At 33.6% G+C, this 21,478-nt stretch carries 24 protein-coding genes; 22 read left to right on the top strand and 2 right to left on the bottom strand.

Annotation, left to right across the window (positions count from 1 at the left end; genetic code table 11):
* Positions 1-23 precede the first annotated feature (23 nt).
* Positions 24-824 (bottom strand): type II pantothenate kinase, encoded by an 801-nt coding sequence (gene coaW / locus ISP02_RS03550; protein WP_195720276.1) that lies wholly within the window; start codon positions 822-824, stop codon positions 24-26.
* Between the two features lie 89 nt (positions 825-913).
* Here coaW and ISP02_RS03555 point away from each other — a divergent pair, with 89 nt between their 5' ends.
* From ISP02_RS03555 to ISP02_RS03570, 4 genes are all read left to right on the top strand, one after another.
* On the top strand, positions 914-1,282 hold the full coding sequence (locus tag ISP02_RS03555; RefSeq protein WP_195720277.1) for a VOC family protein: 369 nt from the start codon (positions 914-916) through the stop codon (positions 1,280-1,282).
* Positions 1,283-1,365: 83 nt separating this feature from the next.
* A complete protein-coding gene (locus ISP02_RS03560; protein ID WP_195720278.1) occupies positions 1,366-2,226 on the top strand; it encodes a GNAT family N-acetyltransferase in 861 nt (286 codons plus the stop codon).
* 111 nt (positions 2,227-2,337) lie between these two features.
* Positions 2,338-2,889, top strand: a complete 552-nt coding sequence (gene rpoE, locus ISP02_RS03565; RefSeq protein WP_195720279.1) for a DNA-directed RNA polymerase subunit delta — start codon at positions 2,338-2,340, stop codon at positions 2,887-2,889.
* A gap of 339 nt (positions 2,890-3,228) precedes the next feature.
* The gene (locus ISP02_RS03570) at positions 3,229-4,836 is read left to right on the top strand and encodes a CTP synthase (RefSeq protein WP_195720280.1); all 1,608 of its coding nucleotides are present in this window, start codon (positions 3,229-3,231) and stop codon (positions 4,834-4,836) included.
* Between the two features lie 53 nt (positions 4,837-4,889).
* Here the strand turns inward: ISP02_RS03570 and ISP02_RS03575 are convergent, their stop codons facing one another.
* Entirely contained in the window at positions 4,890-5,411 is a 522-nt protein-coding gene (locus ISP02_RS03575; protein WP_195720281.1) for a DUF2529 family protein, read from the bottom strand.
* 209 nt (positions 5,412-5,620) lie between these two features.
* On the opposite strand from ISP02_RS03575, the gene fdaB reads away from it, so the two are divergent.
* From fdaB to atpE, 18 genes are all read left to right on the top strand, one after another.
* On the top strand, positions 5,621-6,481 hold the full coding sequence (gene fdaB, locus ISP02_RS03580) for a class IIb fructose-bisphosphate aldolase FdaB (RefSeq protein ID WP_195720282.1): 861 nt from the start codon (positions 5,621-5,623) through the stop codon (positions 6,479-6,481).
* Between the two features lie 302 nt (positions 6,482-6,783).
* Positions 6,784-8,043, top strand: coding sequence for a UDP-N-acetylglucosamine 1-carboxyvinyltransferase (locus tag ISP02_RS03585; RefSeq protein WP_195720283.1), 1,260 nt, complete (start codon positions 6,784-6,786; stop codon positions 8,041-8,043).
* A gap of 80 nt (positions 8,044-8,123) precedes the next feature.
* The gene (locus ISP02_RS03590; protein ID WP_195721818.1) at positions 8,124-8,450 is read left to right on the top strand and encodes a winged helix-turn-helix transcriptional regulator; all 327 of its coding nucleotides are present in this window, start codon (positions 8,124-8,126) and stop codon (positions 8,448-8,450) included.
* Between the two features lie 185 nt (positions 8,451-8,635).
* Positions 8,636-10,063 (top strand): aldehyde dehydrogenase family protein, encoded by a 1,428-nt coding sequence (locus ISP02_RS03595; RefSeq protein ID WP_195720284.1) that lies wholly within the window; start codon positions 8,636-8,638, stop codon positions 10,061-10,063.
* A 165-nt stretch (positions 10,064-10,228) separates the two neighbouring features.
* The gene (gene rho / locus ISP02_RS03600; protein WP_195720285.1) at positions 10,229-11,545 is read left to right on the top strand and encodes a transcription termination factor Rho; all 1,317 of its coding nucleotides are present in this window, start codon (positions 10,229-10,231) and stop codon (positions 11,543-11,545) included.
* A 152-nt stretch (positions 11,546-11,697) separates the two neighbouring features.
* A complete protein-coding gene (locus ISP02_RS03605; protein ID WP_195720286.1) occupies positions 11,698-11,955 on the top strand; it encodes a type B 50S ribosomal protein L31 in 258 nt (85 codons plus the stop codon).
* Between the two features lie 202 nt (positions 11,956-12,157).
* Positions 12,158-12,757, top strand: coding sequence for a thymidine kinase (locus ISP02_RS03610; protein ID WP_195720287.1), 600 nt, complete (start codon positions 12,158-12,160; stop codon positions 12,755-12,757).
* The gene (gene prfA, locus ISP02_RS03615) at positions 12,757-13,836 is read left to right on the top strand and encodes a peptide chain release factor 1 (protein ID WP_195720288.1); all 1,080 of its coding nucleotides are present in this window, start codon (positions 12,757-12,759) and stop codon (positions 13,834-13,836) included. The genes ISP02_RS03610 and prfA overlap by 1 nt, the downstream gene beginning before the upstream one ends.
* Complete coding sequence (prmC, locus tag ISP02_RS03620) at positions 13,823-14,659, top strand: peptide chain release factor N(5)-glutamine methyltransferase (protein WP_195720289.1); 837 nt, start codon at positions 13,823-13,825, stop codon at positions 14,657-14,659. The genes prfA and prmC overlap by 14 nt, the downstream gene beginning before the upstream one ends.
* Before the next feature lie 80 nt (positions 14,660-14,739).
* Positions 14,740-15,783: an L-threonylcarbamoyladenylate synthase gene (locus ISP02_RS03625; protein WP_195721819.1), complete on the top strand. Its 1,044-nt coding sequence runs from the start codon at positions 14,740-14,742 to the stop codon at positions 15,781-15,783.
* Complete coding sequence (locus tag ISP02_RS03630) at positions 15,780-16,205, top strand: low molecular weight protein arginine phosphatase (RefSeq protein ID WP_195720290.1); 426 nt, start codon at positions 15,780-15,782, stop codon at positions 16,203-16,205. The genes ISP02_RS03625 and ISP02_RS03630 overlap by 4 nt, the downstream gene beginning before the upstream one ends.
* Before the next feature lie 133 nt (positions 16,206-16,338).
* Positions 16,339-16,866 (top strand): TIGR01440 family protein, encoded by a 528-nt coding sequence (locus tag ISP02_RS03635; RefSeq protein ID WP_195720291.1) that lies wholly within the window; start codon positions 16,339-16,341, stop codon positions 16,864-16,866.
* Between the two features lie 24 nt (positions 16,867-16,890).
* Positions 16,891-18,129 (top strand): serine hydroxymethyltransferase, encoded by a 1,239-nt coding sequence (locus tag ISP02_RS03640; RefSeq protein ID WP_195720292.1) that lies wholly within the window; start codon positions 16,891-16,893, stop codon positions 18,127-18,129.
* Positions 18,130-18,150: 21 nt separating this feature from the next.
* Positions 18,151-18,780 carry a uracil phosphoribosyltransferase gene (gene upp, locus ISP02_RS03645; RefSeq protein ID WP_195720293.1) on the top strand — a complete coding sequence of 210 codons (630 nt, stop codon included), beginning with the start codon at positions 18,151-18,153 and terminating at the stop codon, positions 18,778-18,780.
* Positions 18,781-18,800: 20 nt separating this feature from the next.
* Complete coding sequence (gene wecB, locus ISP02_RS03650; protein WP_195720294.1) at positions 18,801-19,931, top strand: non-hydrolyzing UDP-N-acetylglucosamine 2-epimerase; 1,131 nt, start codon at positions 18,801-18,803, stop codon at positions 19,929-19,931.
* A gap of 163 nt (positions 19,932-20,094) precedes the next feature.
* Positions 20,095-20,451, top strand: a complete 357-nt coding sequence (locus tag ISP02_RS03655; RefSeq protein ID WP_195720295.1) for an ATP synthase subunit I — start codon at positions 20,095-20,097, stop codon at positions 20,449-20,451.
* A gap of 22 nt (positions 20,452-20,473) precedes the next feature.
* A complete protein-coding gene (atpB, locus tag ISP02_RS03660; RefSeq protein WP_195720296.1) occupies positions 20,474-21,196 on the top strand; it encodes a F0F1 ATP synthase subunit A in 723 nt (240 codons plus the stop codon).
* 44 nt (positions 21,197-21,240) lie between these two features.
* Entirely contained in the window at positions 21,241-21,453 is a 213-nt protein-coding gene (gene atpE, locus ISP02_RS03665) for a F0F1 ATP synthase subunit C (protein ID WP_002510315.1), read from the top strand.
* Positions 21,454-21,478: the final 25 nt, after the last annotated feature.

Here is a 21,478-nt window from a genome sequence, read left to right on the forward strand (position 1 = left end):
TTTTAACGTCAGTATTAACTTTATTATTGTAAGATTATACTACCCAACGCGCCTGAAAATGCGCCATGCTCAACATAATAAGGTTTGAACCCTCTTAATATTGTATAATCTTCAACTACTTTTCTTAACAAAAAATTGTTGTGGAATGATGAACCAATATATGCAACATGTTCAGTATTATGTTCTCTTGCTACCGTGATAGACATAGTTGTAATCACTTCGCCAACGAGACCAATAACACATGCTAATTTATCAGAAGCAGTAAATGCTACATCAATATTGTGTAATACATTACCAAAGTTTGCAGCAGTTAAGTCGCCAGGTATAGGAGGCTCGGTATTTTTGTAAATATGCTTTACTTTTAAATCAATGAGTTCTCTATTTCCACTTTGTGCTATATCGGTTAACTCTTCATAATCTTTAATGCCACTTAATAAATAACCAAGACCTTGAATCATACCACCACCGGCACCAATTCCACCTACACGAGATTGAGTATTTCCATCTGAAAAATGCAAAGAAGTACCGGTACCTACATTAGTAAAGATATAATTATCTAAATCATGCCCTTGTTCATTTAGCAAAATATTTAGCCCTTTTGCAGCTGCGTCAAACTCTACAAATATATGAGCAGAGCAATTTAACTGTTGGTTTATAGTTGCAGCGTGGCCACCAGTTAAACTTATATCATCACAACTATGATTATTTAACCACCGTATTACTTTATCAATTTCTGTAGTAGGTACAGTTTCGTATTCTCTGTAATTATCATATTGTCTTACTATTTTAATAAGTGTACCCCCAGCATCAATACCAATTTTCATTACAGTGCCCCCCCTTAAAAAATTTACATTATAACTAATAATATAATAAAATAATGAAAAATAACATATAACTTAAAGGGGAAGTTTAAATGATTCAATTAAGTCCTTATATTACTGTTGAGAATGTTGATGAAGCTATAGCATTTTACCAACAAGTATTTGATGGAAAAGTAAAAATATTAAACCAAAATAAAAATCGTATATTACATGCTGAATTGCATATATCTGATATGATTGTACTACATTTATCAAATAATTATGGTAAGGCTTTTAGTAATGAAAACACGGCTTTGATTTTAACTTTTGATAGTTTAACTGAACAAGAAAATGTTTATAAATCATTAAGTGAAGGTGGAAATCCTCATATGCCTTTAGAAAAAACATTCTTTAATGCAATGCATGGGCAAGTAATAGATAAATATGGTATTAATTGGTTAATGAACTGCTTTTTAAAATAAAGCTTAAGTTATTTTAAAAAGATTAATTTTATTCTTTTAGTGGTAATAAATAAGCAATAAATAAAACGCATAGGGGTTTAATTATGGTTATTAGGAAACAATTTAAAAGCATAAAAGTTCAAGAATTTGAAGAACAATATCGCCAAGCGCTATATGATTTTAAATTAAGTGAACGGCAACAAATATATTCGTCTTTGCCTAAGGATGTGCTAGATGAAGCAATTAGCGATGATGATAGAATTGCAAATATCGTGTTAAATCAAGACAATCAAGTTATAGGATTTTTTGTGTTGCATCAATATTATCAACATGAAGGTTATGACACACCTAAACAAGTCGTTTATATAAGATCTCTATCTATTAATGAGGCCTTTCAAGGTAGCGGCTATGGTACTCAGATAATGATGTATATTCCTCAATATGTGCAAACGGTATATCCAGATTTCAATCATTTGTATTTAGTTGTAGATGCAGAAAATAAAGGAGCATGGAATTTATATGAAAGAGCTGGATTTATGCATACCGCAACTAAAGAAGAAGGTCCAATTGGCAAAGAAAGATTATATTATTTAGATTTAGATGCTAAATATGTTTCATCACTGTCGCTGGTTATGAATGAAGGAGACTATAGATATGGCATTAATATTATAGATTTAATTAAAGATGATTCAAAAGTGGGATTTATTGCTGTTGAACAACATAACAAGAGAATAAATATTACATCCATTGAAGTAGATGCTTCTGAACGTTTGAGCGGTATTGCACAAAGCGCTTTAAGACAATTACCTACATTTGTTAGAAAAAGTTTTGACGGTGTAAATGTAATTACGATAACTTTATATGGCGAGCGAAATGAATTGAAATCCCTATGTTTAAATAGTAATTTTGTAGCTTTCGAAGAAGGGGAAGATTTTGTTATATTCGAAAAGTATATAAATTATTAATACTGATTGCGTAATCATTGTTTGTCCTTTATAATTTAGATTTGTTACTATTAATTAAGTGAAATGTGTTTATAAATGTGAGAAAAGCGTGCGAAAGGAAGTTAATGAGCTATGAAAATTCAAGATTATACTAAAGAGATGGTTGACGAAAAATCATTTATCGATATGGCATATAGTCTACTAAACGAAAAAGCAGATACAATGAATTTATATGATATTATTGATGAATTTAAAGCAATTGGTCATTATGAGAATAATGAAATTGAAAACAGAATTGTACAATTCTATACTGATTTAAACACTGATGGTCGTTTTTTAAATGTAGGTGAAAATGTATGGGGATTACGTGATTGGTATTCTGTAGATGACATTGAAGAAAAAATTGCACCAACTATTCAAAAATTCGACATTTTAGACAAAGATGATGAAGAAGATAAAAACCTTAAATTATTAGGTGAAGACGAAAGAGATGACGATGATAACATCCCGAACGCCACTGATGATCAAGAAGGTTTAAATGATCCAGAAGACGAAGAAGTAGAAGAAGAAATTAATGAATCTGAAATAGTCATCGAGGATGATGATGAAGAACTAGAAGACGAAGAATCAGAAGACGAATCAGAAGACGAATCAGAAGACGAAGAAGTAGAAGAAGAATCTTAAGAGTAATTCTTGATATTCAATTGACTTTTTCTGTGAACGTGATAAAATTTTATTCGGGCTCCTTTAATTAGGACGACGTGTATAAATTATATACGCTCCCCCTTACAAATTTGTGAGAGGGAGCGTTTTTTTATTTTTCAAATGAACTTTTAAAAGTTAGGTTTAAGCAAAAAGGTTAGTGTTTGCACTATATTTTTATACATATTATATAAAGTGAGCAAGCACTGGTGCACCTTTTTAGAGAATTAATATTAAAGTGTATCACCCCTATCAGAAAGGAATTAGACCCTAAGTAAAATACAATATTAAAAGGTTGTTTGATTAACAGGAGGATTAGAAATGACAAAATTTATTTTTGTAACCGGTGGTGTAGTTTCCTCACTTGGTAAAGGTATTACGGCAGCTTCTTTAGGTAGATTATTAAAGGATCGTGGATTGAAAGTAACAATTCAAAAATTTGATCCATATTTAAACGTAGATCCAGGTACAATGAGTCCATATCAACATGGGGAAGTATTTGTTACTGATGATGGTGCAGAAACGGATCTTGATTTAGGTCACTATGAAAGATTTATTGATATTAATTTGAATAAATATTCAAATGTTACGGCTGGTAAAGTATATTCACACGTTCTTAAGAAAGAGCGACGTGGAGATTATTTAGGTGGTACGGTACAAGTTATACCTCATATAACAAATGAAATTAAAGAACGTTTATTATTAGCCGGTGAAAGTACCAATGCCGACGTAGTCATTACTGAAATAGGCGGTACGACTGGTGATATTGAATCTTTACCATTTATTGAAGCAATTAGACAAATTAGAAGTGATTTAGGTAGAGAAAATGTGATGTATGTACACTGCACATTATTACCTTATATTAAAGCGGCTGGTGAAATGAAAACTAAACCCACACAACATAGTGTGAAAGAATTACGTGGTTTAGGTATTCAACCAGATCTAATTGTTGTAAGAAGTGAATATGAAATGACTCAAGATTTAAAAGATAAAGTAGCACTGTTCTGTGATATTGATAAAGCCAATGTGATTGAATGTCGTGATGCAGATTCATTATATGAAATTCCATTACAATTAAGTAAACAAGATATGGATGATATTGTTATTGAACGTTTACAATTAAATCCTAAATATGAAACTCAATTAGATGAGTGGCAATATTTGCTTGATACGGTTAATAGTCTAGATGGCAATATTACTATAGGTCTAGTTGGGAAATATGTGAGCTTACAAGACGCTTATTTATCAGTAGTTGAATCATTGAAACATGCTGGTTATCCATTTAAAAAGGACGTAGTTGTGAAATGGATTGATTCAAGTGAGGTTACTGATGAAAATGTAAGTGAATATTTAGCAGATGTAGATGGCATCTTAGTTCCAGGCGGATTTGGTTTCCGTGCTAGTGAAGGTAAAATCTCTGCAATCAAATACGCTAGAGAAAATAATGTGCCATACTTTGGTATTTGTTTGGGCATGCAGTTAGCAACAGTCGAATTTGCTCGTCATGTTATCGGTTTGGACGGTGCTCACTCAGCAGAATTAGATCCTAACACGCCATACCCAATTATCGACTTGTTACCTGAACAAAAAGATATCGAAGATTTAGGTGGGACGTTACGTTTAGGTTTATATCCATGTCGAATTCAACCAAATACGTTAGCACAAAGAATTTATAATTCAACTGATATAGAAGAAAGACATCGTCATCGTTATGAATTTAACAACGATTATCGTCAGCAACTTGAAGATAATGGCATGGTATTTTCTGGAACTAGTCCAGATGGTAGATTAATTGAGATGGTGGAAATACCATCTAATGATTTCTTTGTTGCTTGTCAATTCCACCCAGAATTTTTATCAAGACCCAACCGTCCTCAACCTATATTCAAAGCGTTTATAGAGGCAGCACTAAAACAAAGTCAAAAATAACAATTGCAAATAGCAAAAAGCTCTAGGAGGTATACTTCTAGAGCTTTTTAAGCTTATAGTTCTAAGTCTCGCGACATTTCAATCATCTGAGTGTAAATTTCATAATAAATATAATTAAATGACATGCTATGAGGTGCAATGATTTTATCGTAATCTTCTGTATAAACAATAGGTCTAGATGTATTTAAGTTAATAAAATGGAATAGGTGATCTGGAAAATGTGTTTCTTTCGGTTTGTTGGTAATTAGAACAAAATCTGCATCTAATTCAATTAAAGCTTCAACATCGCTTTTAACGTCCTTATTATAGAAGGGTGCAAATAAAAGTACTCTATCAGTTGTATCTATTGAAGTTTCAGAAATTGATTGAGTCATAATAGTACTTGATTCCAATTTTTCAGAACTATTGACGATAAATGATTCGAAAAACTTTAAATCGTCGTACCCTTTTATATATACAGTACCTTCGCCACCGATAGCTTGGATGATGCATTGAGCAGCCATTTGTATATCTAAAGATTGGTCTTCTAATCTATTAAAAATACCGTTTAATTGTGTGTTTAATATTTTAGACATGGTAATCCTCCGTTCTTTTTACATCAATTCATTGTATAAAAACCTCTTATATAATGCAATTATCCATATACTTTTGTTTGTGGTAATATTTAAATGTAATAAGTAAATGAAATTTGTTTAAAATTATTGAATTTACATGCATTCATTAGTGAATTTTGATATAATACAATAGTAAAATATGTGCACATTGCACCCAAGGAGGAACTTTAATGCCTTTAGTTTCAATGAAAGAAATGTTAATCGATGCAAAAGAAAATGGTTATGCAGTTGGTCAATACAACTTAAATAACTTAGAATTTACTCAAGCTATACTACAAGCTTCTCAAGAAGAGAACGCACCAGTAATTTTAGGTGTATCTGAAGGTGCTGCTCGTTACATGGGTGGATTTTACACAGTAGTGAAAATGGTAGAGGGACTATTGAATGATTTTAATATTACAATTCCTGTAGCTATCCACTTAGACCACGGTTCAAGCTTTGAAAAATGTAAAGAAGCAATTGATGCTGGATTTACTTCAGTAATGATTGACGCTTCTCATTCTCCATTCGAAGAAAATATTGAAATTACTTCAAAAGTAGTTGAATACGCTCACGAGAATGGTGTTTCAGTTGAAGCTGAATTAGGTACTGTTGGCGGACAAGAAGATGACGTTGTAGCTGAAGGCGTTATTTATGCAGACCCTAAAGAATGTCAAGAATTAGTAGAAAGAACTGGAATTGATACATTAGCTCCTGCTCTTGGTTCAGTACATGGACCATACAAAGGTGAACCAAAACTAGGTTTCAAAGAAATGGAAGAAATTGGTGCTTCTACTGGATTACCATTGGTATTACATGGTGGTACAGGTATACCAACAAAAGACATTCAAAAAGCAATTCCTTATGGTACTGCTAAGATCAATGTAAATACTGAAAACCAAATTGCTTCTGCACAAGCTGTTCGTGATGTATTAAATGCAGACCAAGACGTTTATGATCCACGTAAATATTTAGGACCTGCTCGTGAAGCGATTAAAGAAACAGTTAAAGGTAAGATTAGAGAGTTTGGAACTTCAAACCAAGCTAAATAATTAAGACAGTAAAAGCTATTATATTAAAATATAATAGCTTTTTTTATGTTATAATAAACGCATTAATTATCAAAATATGCGTTTATAATTTCGGCAAAATAAATCTTTTTGAAAATATTATAATATTATGATTTAAATTGCTTTCCAATGGGAATTGTAATACTAAGTGAAATTAATAGAGAGATAATTTAAATTTACTTACTTTTGGGAATATGTTTTTGCATTGATTATCGATTTATTTTATAATTCATGTGTTGTGTAAAATTTGATTTCGAGTGATTGAAAAAAAGGAGAACATGCGTATGGCTCAAGAAGTAATTAAAATTAGAGGTGGACAAACACTTAAAGGTACAGTGAACAATCATGGCGCCAAAAATAGTGCGGTTGCTATTATTCCCGCCGCAATTTTAGCCGAAGATAAAGTGACGATAAATGGTTTACCGGAAATATCTGATGTAGAAACACTAGTAAGTTTATTAGGCGATTTAAATATTAATACTGAGCTTGAAGGTTCAACGCTTAAAGTTGATCCTACTGAGATTAAAAATACACCTTTACCTAATAATAAAGTTGAATCTTTGAGAGCTTCTTATTATATGATGGGAGCAATGTTAGGAAGATTTAAAAAATGTGTTATTGGTTTGCCGGGAGGTTGCCCATTAGGACCTAGACCTATTGACCAACATATTAAAGGTTTTAAAGCATTAGGGGCAGAAATAGATGAATCTAGCGAAACTTCGATGCAATTAGTAGCAGACAAATTAGTCGGTGCAAATATTTTCTTAGACGTAGTAAGTGTTGGTGCCACAATTAATATTATGTTAGCGGCAGTACGTGCTGAAGGGCAAACGATAATCGAAAATGCAGCTAAAGAACCTGAAGTAGTGGATGTATCTTCATTCTTATCATCACTAGGTGCTAATATAAAAGGTGCTGGTACGAGCACGATTAAAATAATGGGAGTACCTCATTTACAAGGTTCAAATCATCAAGTAATACCAGATAGAATTGAAGCGGGAACATATATGTGTATTGCTGCTGCTTGTGGCGAGGAAGTGAAAATTAATAATATAATTCCAACGCATTTAGAACCTCTAGCAGTAAAAATGAAAGAACTAGGTGTTGATATAACGATGGAAGACGATAGCGTACTTATTAAACGTAAACCTACATATAAAAGTGTGGATATCAAAACGCTTGTTTATCCAGGTTTTGCAACAGACTTACAGCAACCAATAACACCGCTATTATTTTTAACTGAAGGTGTTTCTTTTTTAACGGAAACAATTTATCCAGCTCGCTTTAAACACGTTGAAGAATTACAAAAAATGGATGCAGATATATATGTTGATAATGGTACGGCAACGATTAAGCCATCAAGATTAAAAGGTGCAGAAGTTTACGCAAGTGATTTAAGAGCCGGTGCATGTTTAATTGTTGCAGGGCTTTTAGCAGAAGGAATAACAACGATTTATAATGTAAAACATATTTATAGAGGTTACACAAATATCGTTAAGACATTATCAACATTGGGCGCAGATATTTGGACTGAAGAAATTTAAAAAATGTGGTATAATAATTATATCAAGAACGAGGAACTTATGACTGTATAATTTAGTGAAGTTGATTAGAGGTGAATATGATGGAGATTTGTCCTTATCTTGAAGAAACTTTTAAAATTGTCGGTAGAAGTTGGAATGGACTAATCATTAATTATTTATCTAGATGTTCAAACCAATCAGCACACTTTTCCGATATGAAAAGAGATTTGAAGACTATAACGCCTCGAGCATTAAGTATAAAGTTAACTGATTTAAGTGATTGGGGGCTCGTCGAAAAGAAAATAGTATCAACTAGCCCGGTAAATATCGTATATGAGTTAACGGATAAAGGTTATGCACTTGCTCAAGCATTAGTACCTATGGAAAAGTGGGCACAGGATTATATCGAACTAGAAAAAATGCAATAACGTTTATGTTGTATATAAACTATAATTTGGGAGTATGTCACGAAAATCATTGAGTTTTTCGTGACATTTTTGTATCTAATTTTAACGTTTATTGATTTAGCATTATATTATGAGCATTTTGGTTTAATAATCAAATAATGTTGTTAAAATGTAACTACAGTAAAAATTTAAGGAGTGAATATATAATGAGAAACTTCACTAAGCAATATATAAATGGTGAATGGGTAGACAGCGCGAGCGGTGAAACAATTGAAGTTGTTAACCCTGCAACTGAAGAAGTTATCGGTTCAATTGCAAAAGGTAATAAAGAAGACGTTGACAAAGCAGTAGAAGCTGCTGAAAATGTATATATTGACTTCAGACACAGTCCAGTAAAAGAAAGACGCGATCTTTTAGATAAAATCGTACAAGAATATAAAAATAGAAAAGATGATATTGTTGCTGCAATTAGAGACGAATTAGGTTCTCCAGTAACAAATGCTGAAAAAGTACACTATCAAATGGGCTTAGATCATTTTGAAGCTGCGCGTGATGCGCTTGATAATTTTGAATTCGAAGAAAGACGTGGCGATGATTTAGTAGTTAAAGAAGCGATTGGTGTTGCAGGTTTAATTACACCATGGAACTTTCCAACTAACCAAACATCATTAAAATTAGCTGCTGCATTTGCTGCAGGTAGCCCAGTAGTATTAAAACCATCTGAAGAAACTCCATTTGCTGCTATTATTTTAGCTGAAATATTTGATAAAGTAGGCGTACCTAAAGGTGTATTCAACCTTGTAAATGGTGATGGTGAAGGTGTGGGTAATCCAATTAGTGAACATCCAAGTATTAGAATCGTATCATTTACTGGTTCGGGCGGAACTGGTTCTAAAATTATGGAAAAAGCGGCGCAAGATTTCAAAAAAGTATCACTTGAATTAGGTGGTAAGTCACCATATATTATTTTAGAAGATGCTGATATCGATGAAGCTGCAGACGCAGCTGTTAAGAAAGTTATCGGTAACACAGGGCAAGTTTGTACAGCTGGTACAAGAACATTGGTTCCGGAAAGTATTAAAGCAGACTTCTTAACGGCTGTTAAAGATAAAATGAGCCAAATTAAAGTTGGGGATCCAACCGCTGCTGAAACTGAAATGGGTCCAATTATTAGTAAAAAACAATTCGACCAAGTTCAATCATATATAGATAAAGGTATTGAAGAAGGTGCTGAATTATTCTTCGGTGGCCCTGGTAAACCAGAAGGCTTAGAAAAAGGGTATTTTGCTAGACCAACTGTATTTAACAATGTTGATAACAAAATGACAATCGCCCAAGAAGAAATTTTTGGCCCAGTAATGTCAATTATTAGTTACAATAATTTAGATGAAGCAATTAAAATTGCTAACGATACTAAATATGGTCTTGCAAGCTATATCTTTGGTAAAGATAAAGAGCAATTAGAAAAAGTTGCACGTTCTCTCGAAGCTGGAACAGTTGAAATTAACGAAGCAGGCCGTAAACCGGACCTACCATTTGGTGGCTACAAACAATCAGGTATTGGTCGTGAATGGGGCGACTATGGTATTGAAGAATTCTTAGAAGTTAAATCTATTGCAGGTTTTTATAACTAAATAGTAAATAAAGATATTGGGTTGTTATTCGACCCAATATCTTTTTATTTTTTCAATAACTGAAAATCATTTTGTATTTAAATAGAAAATTTGCTATAGTGATTAGATGAATAGTGAACTAATAGGCTATTTAAATAAATTTTTTTACGAAATGGGTGCAAGATAATGCCTGACAAAGTACGTACATCACCTCAGTACGAGTCATTCCACGAATTATATAAAAATTACACTACCAAAGAGCTCACTCAAAAAGCAAAATCCTTAAAATTAACAAACTATAGTAAATTAAATAAAAAAGAACTTGTGTTAGCGATTATGGAAGCACAAATGGAAAAAGACGGTAATTACTATATGGAAGGAGTACTAGATGACATCCAACAGGATGGTTATGGTTTCCTAAGAACTGTTAATTACTCAAAAGGTGAAAAAGATATTTATATATCTGCGAGTCAAATACGACGATTTGAAATAAAACGCGGAGATAAAGTTACAGGTAAGGTTAGAAAACCAAAAGACAATGAAAAGTATTATGGTTTACTACAAGTTGACTTTGTAAATGATGAAAATGCGGAAGAAGTAAAAAAAAGACCTCACTTCCAGGCATTAACCCCTTTATATCCTGAAGAACGTGTAGTTTTAGAAACTGAAAAAACTAAATATTCTACGAGAATAATGGATTTAATTACACCTATTGGTTTAGGCCAACGTGGGTTAATTGTTGCACCACCAAAGGCTGGTAAAACTTCATTACTTAAAGAAATTGCAAATGCTATAGCAGTTAATAAGCCAGATGCAGAATTGTTCATACTACTTGTCGGCGAGAGACCTGAAGAGGTTACAGATATCGAACGTTCCGTTGAATCTGCTGAAGTTGTCCATTCTACATTCGATGAGCCACCACAACACCATGTGAAAGTTGCGGAATTATTGTTAGAACGTGCTAAGAGACTAGTTGAAATTGGGAAAGATGTCATTATTTTGATGGATTCCATTACCAGATTAGCGCGTGCATACAACTTAGTCATACCACCAAGTGGACGAACTTTATCTGGTGGTTTAGATCCGGCTTCATTACACAAGCCCAAAGCATTTTTTGGTGCAGCGCGAAATATTGAAGCAGGCGGAAGTTTAACAATTTTAGCTACTACCCTTGTTGATACAGGTTCTCGTATGGATGATATGATATATGAAGAATTTAAAGGTACAGGTAATATGGAGCTTCACTTAGATCGCAAATTAGCTGAACGTCGTATTTTTCCTGCGATAGATATAGCTCGAAGCTCTACAAGAAAAGAGGAATTATTAATTTCGCCAAAAGAATTAGAATCGTTATGGCAATTACGTAATATGTTTAGTGATTCATTAGACTTTACTGAAAGATTTATACGTAAATTGAAACGTACTGATAATAATCATGAATTCTTTGTACAATTACAGCAATCTGCAAAAGAAAGTACCAAGACGGGGAAACCTATTATTTAAATCATTTAATTGCTGTTATGTCCTCATATGAAATGAAACTTTGTAAAGAGGGTTGCGTTTTACATGTATAACAATTATAATGATTTAGTATTGGGTAAAAAACTCACAAACAACTCTGTGCCAGATGGTTCAGGGCAAAGGAGCTGAAAACTATGAAACAAAATACTCATCCTGAGTACCACAAAGTTATCTTTTTAGATACTACAACAGACTTTAAATTCTTAAGTGGTTCTACAAAATCATCATCAGAAACTATGGAGTGGGAAGATGGAAATGAATACCCAGTTATTCGTTTAGACGTATCTTCTGATTCACATCCATTCTACACAGGACGTCAAAAATTCGCTGCTGCGGATGGACGTGTGGAACGTTTCAACAAGAAATTCGGTTACAAATCAAGCAACGAATAATTGTTGGCATAGAGCATTCTCATATCTATATGAGAGTGCTTTTTTTGTTAGCCTTGTCATCGAAAGGTTCTACTATTTTACATAACTAAATAATTAAACATAGTTTTCAACAATAAATAAAAAACAACTGTTAAAGTACAGATTTCTGTGGTGAAAATATGCTATAATAAATCGATTATGTTTTGAAAAGGATGGACTCATTATGTATGAAACTTATCATTCTGGTTGGATAGAATGTATCACTGGAAGTATGTTTAGTGGTAAATCAGAGGAATTAATACGACGTTTACGTAGAGGTTTATATGCTAAACAAAAGGTTGTAGTTTTTAAACCTGCTATAGACGATCGATATCATAAAGATAAAATAGTCTCTCATAATGGGAATGCAATAGAGGCATTTAATATTTCGACAGCTTCCGAAATATTAAGACATGATTTGACAGACGTAGGCATCATAGGCATTGACGAAGTGCAATTTTTTGAAGATGAAGTAGTGAAAATTGCGGAACAACTTGCGTCTCAAGGGCATAGAGTTATAACTGCTGGCCTAGACATGGATTTTAGAGGAAAACCATTTAAGCCTATTCCAGAATTATTGTCTGTTAGTGAAATTGTTACTAAATTACAAGCTGTATGTGCTGTTTGTGGTGCTTCTTCTAGTCGTACGCAAAGACTTATTGATGGTAACCCTGCTAAAATAGATGATCCAATAATATTAGTAGGTGCAAATGAAAGTTATGAGCCTAGATGTAGAGCTCACCATGTGGTGGCCCCAAGCAATAATGATAAGGAGGAACTATAGTGTTTGATCAATTAGATATAGTAGAAGAACGATACGAACAACTTAATGAATTGTTAAGTGACCCAGATGTTGTAAATGATTCATCAAAATTAAGAGCTTATTCCAAAGAGCAAGCGGAATTACAAAAAACTGTAGAAGTTTATCGTGATTATAAACAAGTAAATGAAGACATTGGTGAAATTGAAACAATGTTAAATGATACAAAAGATAAAGATGAGATTGAAATGTTAAAAGAAGAATTACAAAGTTCGAAAGAAAGAATTCCTCAATTAGAAGAAGAATTGAAATTTTTACTTATACCTAAAGACCCTAATGATGATAAAAACGTTATATTAGAAATCAGAGCTGCTGCAGGTGGGGATGAAGCTGCTATTTTCGCTGGTGATTTATTTAGAATGTATTCTAGATACAGTGAAACATTGGGATACAAAACGGACGTTGTAGAAATGAATGATAGCGACCACGGTGGTTATAAAGAAATAAGTGTTATGATCCAAGGGCAGGGTGCATATTCAAAATTAAAATATGAAAATGGTGCACACCGAGTTCAACGAGTACCTGAAACTGAATCAGGTGGACGTATTCACACATCTACTGCAACTGTTGCCGTACTACCAGAAGCAGAAGATGTAGAAATAGAAATACGTAATGAAGATATTAAAATTGATACTTATCGTTCAAGTGGCGCAGGTGGCCAGCACGTCAATACTACTGACTCTGCGGTACGAATAACACACTTGCCTACAGGCACAGTAGTGACATCACAAGATGAAAAATCTCAAATTAAAAACCGAGAGAAAGCGATGAAAGTATTAAAAGCGCGTGTTTACGATATGAAAGTACAAGAAGAAGAAGCAAAATATGCTTCAGAACGTAAGTCTGCAGTTGGTACAGGAGATCGTTCAGAAAGAATAAGAACATATAACTATCCTCAAAACAGAGTCACTGATCACCGCATTGGTTTAACAATACAGAAATTAGACCAAGTTATGGAAGGTAAGTTAGATGAAATTATTGACGCGCTAACTATGTCAGAGCAAACCGAAAAATTGAAAGAACTTAATAATGGTGAAATTTAATGAGTTTATAGCTGATGCTAAAGCGAAATGTGAGTCTAAGCATTTAGATGTTTCAAGCGTAGATTGGTTAATAATGGATTTATTCGGTTGGAATCGTACTGAAATGATTATGAAATATAATGAAGAGCCTACGATTGCGCAACGAAGTATAATGAAAGATGCCTTTAACCGCTTATATAAGGGTGAACCAATACAGTATATTGTTGGCTTTCAAAGCTTTTATGGTGAAACATTTAGAGTGAATAAACATTGTCTAATACCCAGACCTGAAACTGAAGAAGTCATGTTGCATTTTTTAAACGAATTAAATGACAATGACAAAATCGTTGATATTGGCACAGGTAGTGGCAATATTCCAGTTATGCTGAAAAAGTTAAATAAATCGTTAGATGTTTATGCTACCGATATTAGTTATGAAGCTTTAAAAGTAGCTAAAAGTAATGCGCATAAACATCGCGCCGATGTTAAATTTTTACATGGGGATGCTTTAGCCCCATTAATTGAACGACAAATTACCGTAAATGGATTAATTTCTAATCCACCTTACATTGATAGAAAAGATGTTAATATCATGACTTCATCCGTAGTTAGATACGAGCCGGATAGTGCGTTGTTTGCTGAAGATAATGGCTTAGCAATATACAAATCGATTTTAGAAGATTTACCTTTAGTATTAAATAAGAATGCTAAAGTAGTATTTGAAATAGGTTTTGATCAAGGAGAAACACTAAAAAGTATGATTAAAGCAATGTATTCAAATATAGACGTTAAAGTTTTTAAAGATATAAATAATAATGATAGGATCATTTCATTTAATTGGTAAGAGTTATGTGTCTGCGTATCATACGTAGGTGCATAACTTTTTATTTTATTTTAAAATAAACCTGAAAGGTTGTGACAATGTTGGATACAAAAATATGGGATTTTAGAAATATTGATGCACATTTACCTAATAATGAAGAAATGCAAGAAATAAAGACAATATATGAAGAGGGTGGATTAATAGCCCTGCCAACAGAAACTGTCTATGGCTTAGGTGGCAATGCTAAAGATGACAAAGCAGTTAAAGCTATCTATGAAGCCAAAGGAAGACCATCAGATAATCCTTTAATCGTACATATTCATAGTATGAAACAGTTAGATAATTTTACCGAAAATATTTCAGCAGCTACTTTAACGTTAATGCGTTATTTTTGGCCGGGGCCAATTTCTTTTATTGTACCTCTGAAGGCTGGCTATTTATGTGAACACGTATCCGGTGGATTGGCTTCTATTGCAGTAAGAATGCCCAGTCATTCAGTAGGGCGTTATATCTTACAGCAAGTGGATTTACCTATTGCAGCACCAAGTGCCAATTTAAGCGGTAGGCCATCTCCAACATTGTTTGAACATGTTTATCAAGATTTAAATGGACGTGTTGACGGCATTATAAATGGTGATCAAAGTGAGGAAGGACTAGAAAGCACTGTTTTAGACTGTACCGTGTTCCCTTTTAAAATTGCTAGACCGGGGTCAGTAACTAAACAAATGATTGAAACAATAATCCCTAATAGCGTAGAAGCGTATGCCGACTTCGATAGTGACAAACCGATAGCGCCAGGGATGAAATATAAGCACTATGCTCCAGACACACCACTTACAATCATTCGGAATTTTAATAAAGTGCCAACAAAATTGAACGATTGGAATCATACGGCTTTTATAGTGCCTGAAAACAAGAAAGATTTAGTACCTAAAGCGGCAACATTTATTTCACTTTGTGCTGATAGCGAAGATTTAAAAGAAGCTAATCACAATTTATATAGTATTTTACATCGACTTGATAATGATGCGAACATCAGCCAAGCTTATATATATGGTTTCGACGACACAGAAGCATCCCATGCTTATATGAATAGGTTAATGAAAGCAGCTAACCAACAAGAGAAAGAAGGAGATGAGTTATGAGAATCATTTTTGTTTGTACAGGCAATACGTGTAGGAGTCCACTGGCAGAAAGTATAGCTAAACAAGAAATAGAAGGATGTGTCATTGAATCTAGAGGTATTTTTGCTATAGATGGTTATCCGATTTCTAAAAATAGCCAAGAGATTTTGTCAGCAAAACATTTGCCAGAAAGTAGTGTCTCCCAATCTTTTACAAGTGATGATTTAGCGGCTGACTATATTTTTACAATGTCGCAAACGCATAAAAATTCATTATTTAATCAATATGGGGAGCAGAAAAATATTTATACTTTAAAAGAATTTGTGGGAGAAAAAGGCGATATTTCTGACCCTTTTGGTGGGAATAAAAACGATTATGAAGCAATTTTTGATGAATTATCGGCATTAATAGTGAAGTTGAAACAAAAATTAATGAAAGCATAAATTTGTATAATTGCTATAAGTTATCTGAAAAATAAGTTATAATATTAACGTGTAGCGAGTTTGCTATATATTTTTTTTCTGAAGTTGTATGATTTGGGAAAATATATATTACTTTTATAGGAGGTGGGTAAAAATGGAACAGGATTTAGCATTGTTACTTGAAGAATTGAAAAATCGCAATTTTTTCAGACCGAATGAACTATGTATCATAGGCTGTTCAACTTCTGAAATTATTGGTGAAAAAATAGGTTCTGTAGGTTCTATGGATGTTGCTGAAAAGATATACACGCAACTCAAGTCAATTGAGCAAGAAATAGGTGTGTCGTTTGTATATCAGGGATGTGAACATATTAATAGAGCTGTAACGATAGATCGGTCTAATTTTACCCCATTAACGATGGAAGAAGTTACAGTCGTTCCAGATGTTCATGCTGGTGGCAGTATGGCTACATATGCTTATCAACAATTAGATGATCCAATGGTAGTAGAATATATTTCTGTACCTAAAGGTATTGACATTGGCCAAACACTTATTGGCATGCATATTAACCATGTCGCTATACCAGAGCGAACTGATACAAAAAAAGTCGGTGAGGCTTTTGTGACTGTGGCATCTTCCAGACCTAAAAAAATTGGTGGCGAACGAGCGAAATACAATTAATTAAAAAGTGAGGGAACTATACCAATGTCATTTATCCAAAAGCAAGATCAAGAAATCTATGAAGTAATCCAAAACGAATTTAATCGTCAAAACAACAATATCGAACTTATTGCATCAGAAAACTTTGTCTCTGAAGCTGTTATGGAAGCGCAAGGTTCAGTGTTAACTAATAAATATGCTGAAGGTTATCCTAATAGAAGATATTATGGTGGTTGTGAGTTTGTAGATGTTTCTGAAAGTATTGCAATCGATCGTGCGAAAAAGCTATTTGGTGCTGAACATGTTAATGTTCAACCACACTCTGGTTCACAAGCAAATATGGCTGTTTATTTAGTTGCTTTAGAATATGGTGATACAGTACTTGGTATGAATTTAAGCCATGGCGGACATTTAACTCACGGAGCTCCTGTAAACTTTAGTGGACAATTTTATAATTTCGTTGATTACGGTGTCGATAAAGACACTGAACAAATTGATTATGACGAAGTTTTAAATATCGCTAAAAAGCATCAGCCAAAATTAATTGTTGCGGGTGCATCAGCATATTCGCGAGAAATTGATTTTAAACGCTTTAAAGAAATCGCTGACGAAGTAGGGGCTAAGTTAATGGTAGATATGGCTCATATCGCAGGCTTAGTAGCGGTTGGATTACATCAAAATCCAGTTGAATATGCAGATTTCGTTACGACAACGACACATAAAACTTTACGTGGCCCTCGTGGCGGTATGATTTTATGTAAAGAAGAATATAAAAAAGACATTGATAAAAAAATCTTCCCAGGTATTCAAGGTGGACCTTTAGAACACGTTGTAGCAGCTAAGGCAATCGCTTTTGGAGAAGCGTTACAAGATGATTTTAAAGCGTATCAGCAACAAGTTATTAAAAATGCACAAACACTTGCAGATACACTTACTAAAGAAGGTTTCCGTGTAGTTTCTGGAGGTACTGACAATCACTTAGTAGCAGTAGATGTAAAATCTTCTATTGGTATCACAGGTAAAGTTGCTGAAGAAACACTTGATGCTATCGGTATTACATGTAATAAAAACACAATTCCATTTGATCAAGAAAAACCATTTGTTACAAGTGGCATTAGACTAGGCACACCTGCTGCGACTACTCGTGGCTTTGATGAACAAGCATTTAAAGAAGTAGCTCAAATTATGAGCTTAGTGCTTAATAATACTGAAGACGAAAAAGCATTATCAGAAGGTAAAAATCGAGTAAAACAATTGACAGCAAAATATCCTTTATATAATTAATAAATAGGAGGGAAATGTAATATGGGCAAGGTACATGTTTTTGACCATCCATTAATCCAACACAAATTAAGTTACATTAGAGATGTACACACTGGTACGAAAGAATTCAGAGAACTTGTAGACGAAGTAGGTATGTTAATGGCATATGAAGTTACAAGAGATTTAGAATTACAAGATGTTAAAATAGAAACACCTGTTACTGAAATGATTGCGAAACGTTTAACAGGTAAAAAATTAGCATTCATACCGATTTTAAGAGCAGGTTTAGGAATGACACAAGGTATTTTAAACCTTGTACCAGCTGCCAGAATTGGTCATATCGGCTTGTATAGAGATCCTAAAACACTAGAAGCTGTGGAATACTTTGCTAAATTACCTCAAGATATTGAAGAAAGAGAAATCGTTGTAGTTGACCCAATGTTAGCTACTGGTTCTTCAGCAATTGAAGCAATTAATTCTCTTAAGAAAAGAGGAGCAAAACACATCCGTTTTATGTGCTTAATCGCAGCGCCAGAAGGTGTAGAAAAAATGAAAGCGGCTCATGAAGACGTTGATATTTATATCGCAGCATTAGATGAAAAATTAGATGACCATGCATATATCATCCCAGGTCTAGGCGACGCTGGTGACCGTTTATTTGGCACAAAATAGAACTCCGGGAGTGTATTGGTATGAAAAAAATCATGACTGTTTTTGGTACTAGGCCAGAAGCAGTAAAAATGGCACCACTAGTACAGACTTTAAAAGAAACTGAGCAGTTACAACCCGTAGTTGTAGTTTCCGCACAACATCGTGAAATGTTAGATGGAGTGCTTGAAACTTTTCATATAAAACCTGATTATGACTTAGATATTATGCAGCAAGGACAAACTTTGTCGGAAATCACATCAAGGGTGTTAATGAAATTAGAAAGTGTCATTAAAAAAGTACAACCAGATATGATTCTTGTTCACGGTGACACTATGACTACTTTTGCGGGGAGTTTAGCTGCATTGTATAATCAAATTCCAATCGGTCATGTAGAAGCAGGACTAAGAACGTGGAATAAATATGCACCTTTCCCTGAAGAGATGAATAGGCAAATGGTAGGAGTAATGGCAGACTTGAACTTTGCTCCTACCAATAATGCTGCCCGTAATTTAATTAATGAAAACAAAGATGAATCATCAATAGTCGTTACTGGTAACACTGCGATTGATGCAATGGATACGACGATTGAAGTTGATTACGACTCGGAAATTATCCAAAAACATAAAGACAAGCGTGTCATTTTATTAACTGCACATAGAAGAGAAAACATAGGCGAACCTATGGAGCATATCTTTAAAGCGGTCAAAAATGTCGTAGATCAATACGAAGACGTTGTTGTTGTTTATCCAATGCATAAAAATCCTAAGGTGCGATCAATTGCACAACAGTATTTAGGTAATCATGAACGTATTGAATTAATCGAACCACTTGGTGTCATAGATTTTCATAATTTTGCTAATAACGCGTATTTAATTTTAACAGATTCAGGTGGTGTTCAAGAAGAAGCGCCCTCATTAGGTAAACCAGTGTTAGTGTTACGTGATACAACCGAAAGACCTGAAGGCGTTGAAGCTGGTACTTTAAAAATCGTGGGTACTCAGGAAGAACACATTTTTAATGCTACTGTACAGTTGCTAGATGATGAGAGTTATTATAAGCAAATGAGTCATGCCCGTAATCCGTATGGTGACGGTCAAGCTTCAAAAAGAATATGTGACAATATAAAATATTATTTTGGTTTAACAAATAAGAAGCCTGAACCATTTATATAAATATTAATATTTAACTTTATTTGTGACAATTCAATGACATAAATTAAGATTTTTTAATAACAATTTGAATAGAATTGACAGGCTATACGCGCTATATTATTATTAAATTTATATGAGTGGAACGGTTTTCATAAATTAGGAATTAATGAAATGAGGCACAAAATTGAAACGTTTTCACATCATCTTCAATCAATACATTAAATATTATATATATGCACTTATTGTATTGGTTATTGTGTTTTTTTTCACAAATTCACCATTTATATTAGGACTTATAATAGGGACAGCAGGATCGCTAATAAATACTTTTTCTTTCGAATATTATTTGTCAAAGGCTAAAAAGAGTGAAACTATACATATATCTACGGGCAATATTTGGAGATATTTAACGGCGATTTTAGCATGTGTATTATGGGCTTGTTATAAAGATAATATTAATATTTTTGGTGTGATTGTTGGTTTGTTAGTTTCTTATGTTTTAGTTATTTTCAAACCGTTAATTCATAAGAAGAAAGTTTAAGATTAAGAGAGGTGAAAAAAGCATGCAACACAAGCAACCTCTTGTCAGTTGGAAAGTGTTTGGTTTAGACATCGTGTTTAATTTATCATCCATAATGATGTTGATTATTACAGCGGTTATTGTATTTGTAGTAGCTATTATTTGTACGCGTAATCTTCAAAAACGACCAACAGGCAAGCAAAACTTCATAGAGTGGGTTTTTGACTTTGTTAGAGGTATTATATCGAGCAATATGTCTTGGTCGAAAGGTGGGCAATTCCACTTCCTAGCGGTTACATTGATATTATTTATTTTTGTCAGTAACATGCTCGGACTCCCATTTTCCGTTGTATCTGGACATACGTTGTGGTGGAAATCACCTACTGCAGATGCAACAGTTACTCTAACACTTTCGACACTCATAATATTGTTGACGCATTATTATGGCATTAAAATGAGAGGCACCAAGAGCTATTTCGGCAATTATACAAAGCCAATATTCTTATTACCGATTAACGTGTTCGAAGAGTTTACTTCAACGTTAACGTTAGGTCTACGTTTGTACGGTAATATTTATGCAGGTGAGTTATTACTTACTTTACTTTCAGGGTTAGTAATAAACCATTTGGCATGGGGTTGGATTATTGGCTTACCAGGATTAGTTGTTTGGCAAGCATTCTCAATCTTTATTGGTTCTATCCAAGCATATATCTTTATTATGCTATCAATGGTTTATATGTCACATAAAGTACAAAGTGACCATTAATTGATTTAACAGACAATTTAAACAAAATTTAGGAGGATTTATAAATGAATTTAATCGCAGCAGCAATCGCAATTGGTTTATCAGCATTAGGCGCAGGTATCGGTAATGGTCTTATCGTTTCAAGAACAGTAGAAGGTGTAGCACGTCAACCAGAAGCTCGTGGACAATTAATGTCAATTATGTTTATCGGTATCGGCTTAGTTGAAGCGTTACCTATCCTTGGTCTTGTAATTTCATTCATTGTAATGTTCATGTAATTACACTTAAATAGGCGAAGTCGTT

Origin of the sequence: Staphylococcus durrellii (genome assembly GCF_015594545.1) — a bacterium.
Lineage (GTDB): Bacteria > Bacillota > Bacilli > Staphylococcales > Staphylococcaceae > Staphylococcus > Staphylococcus durrellii.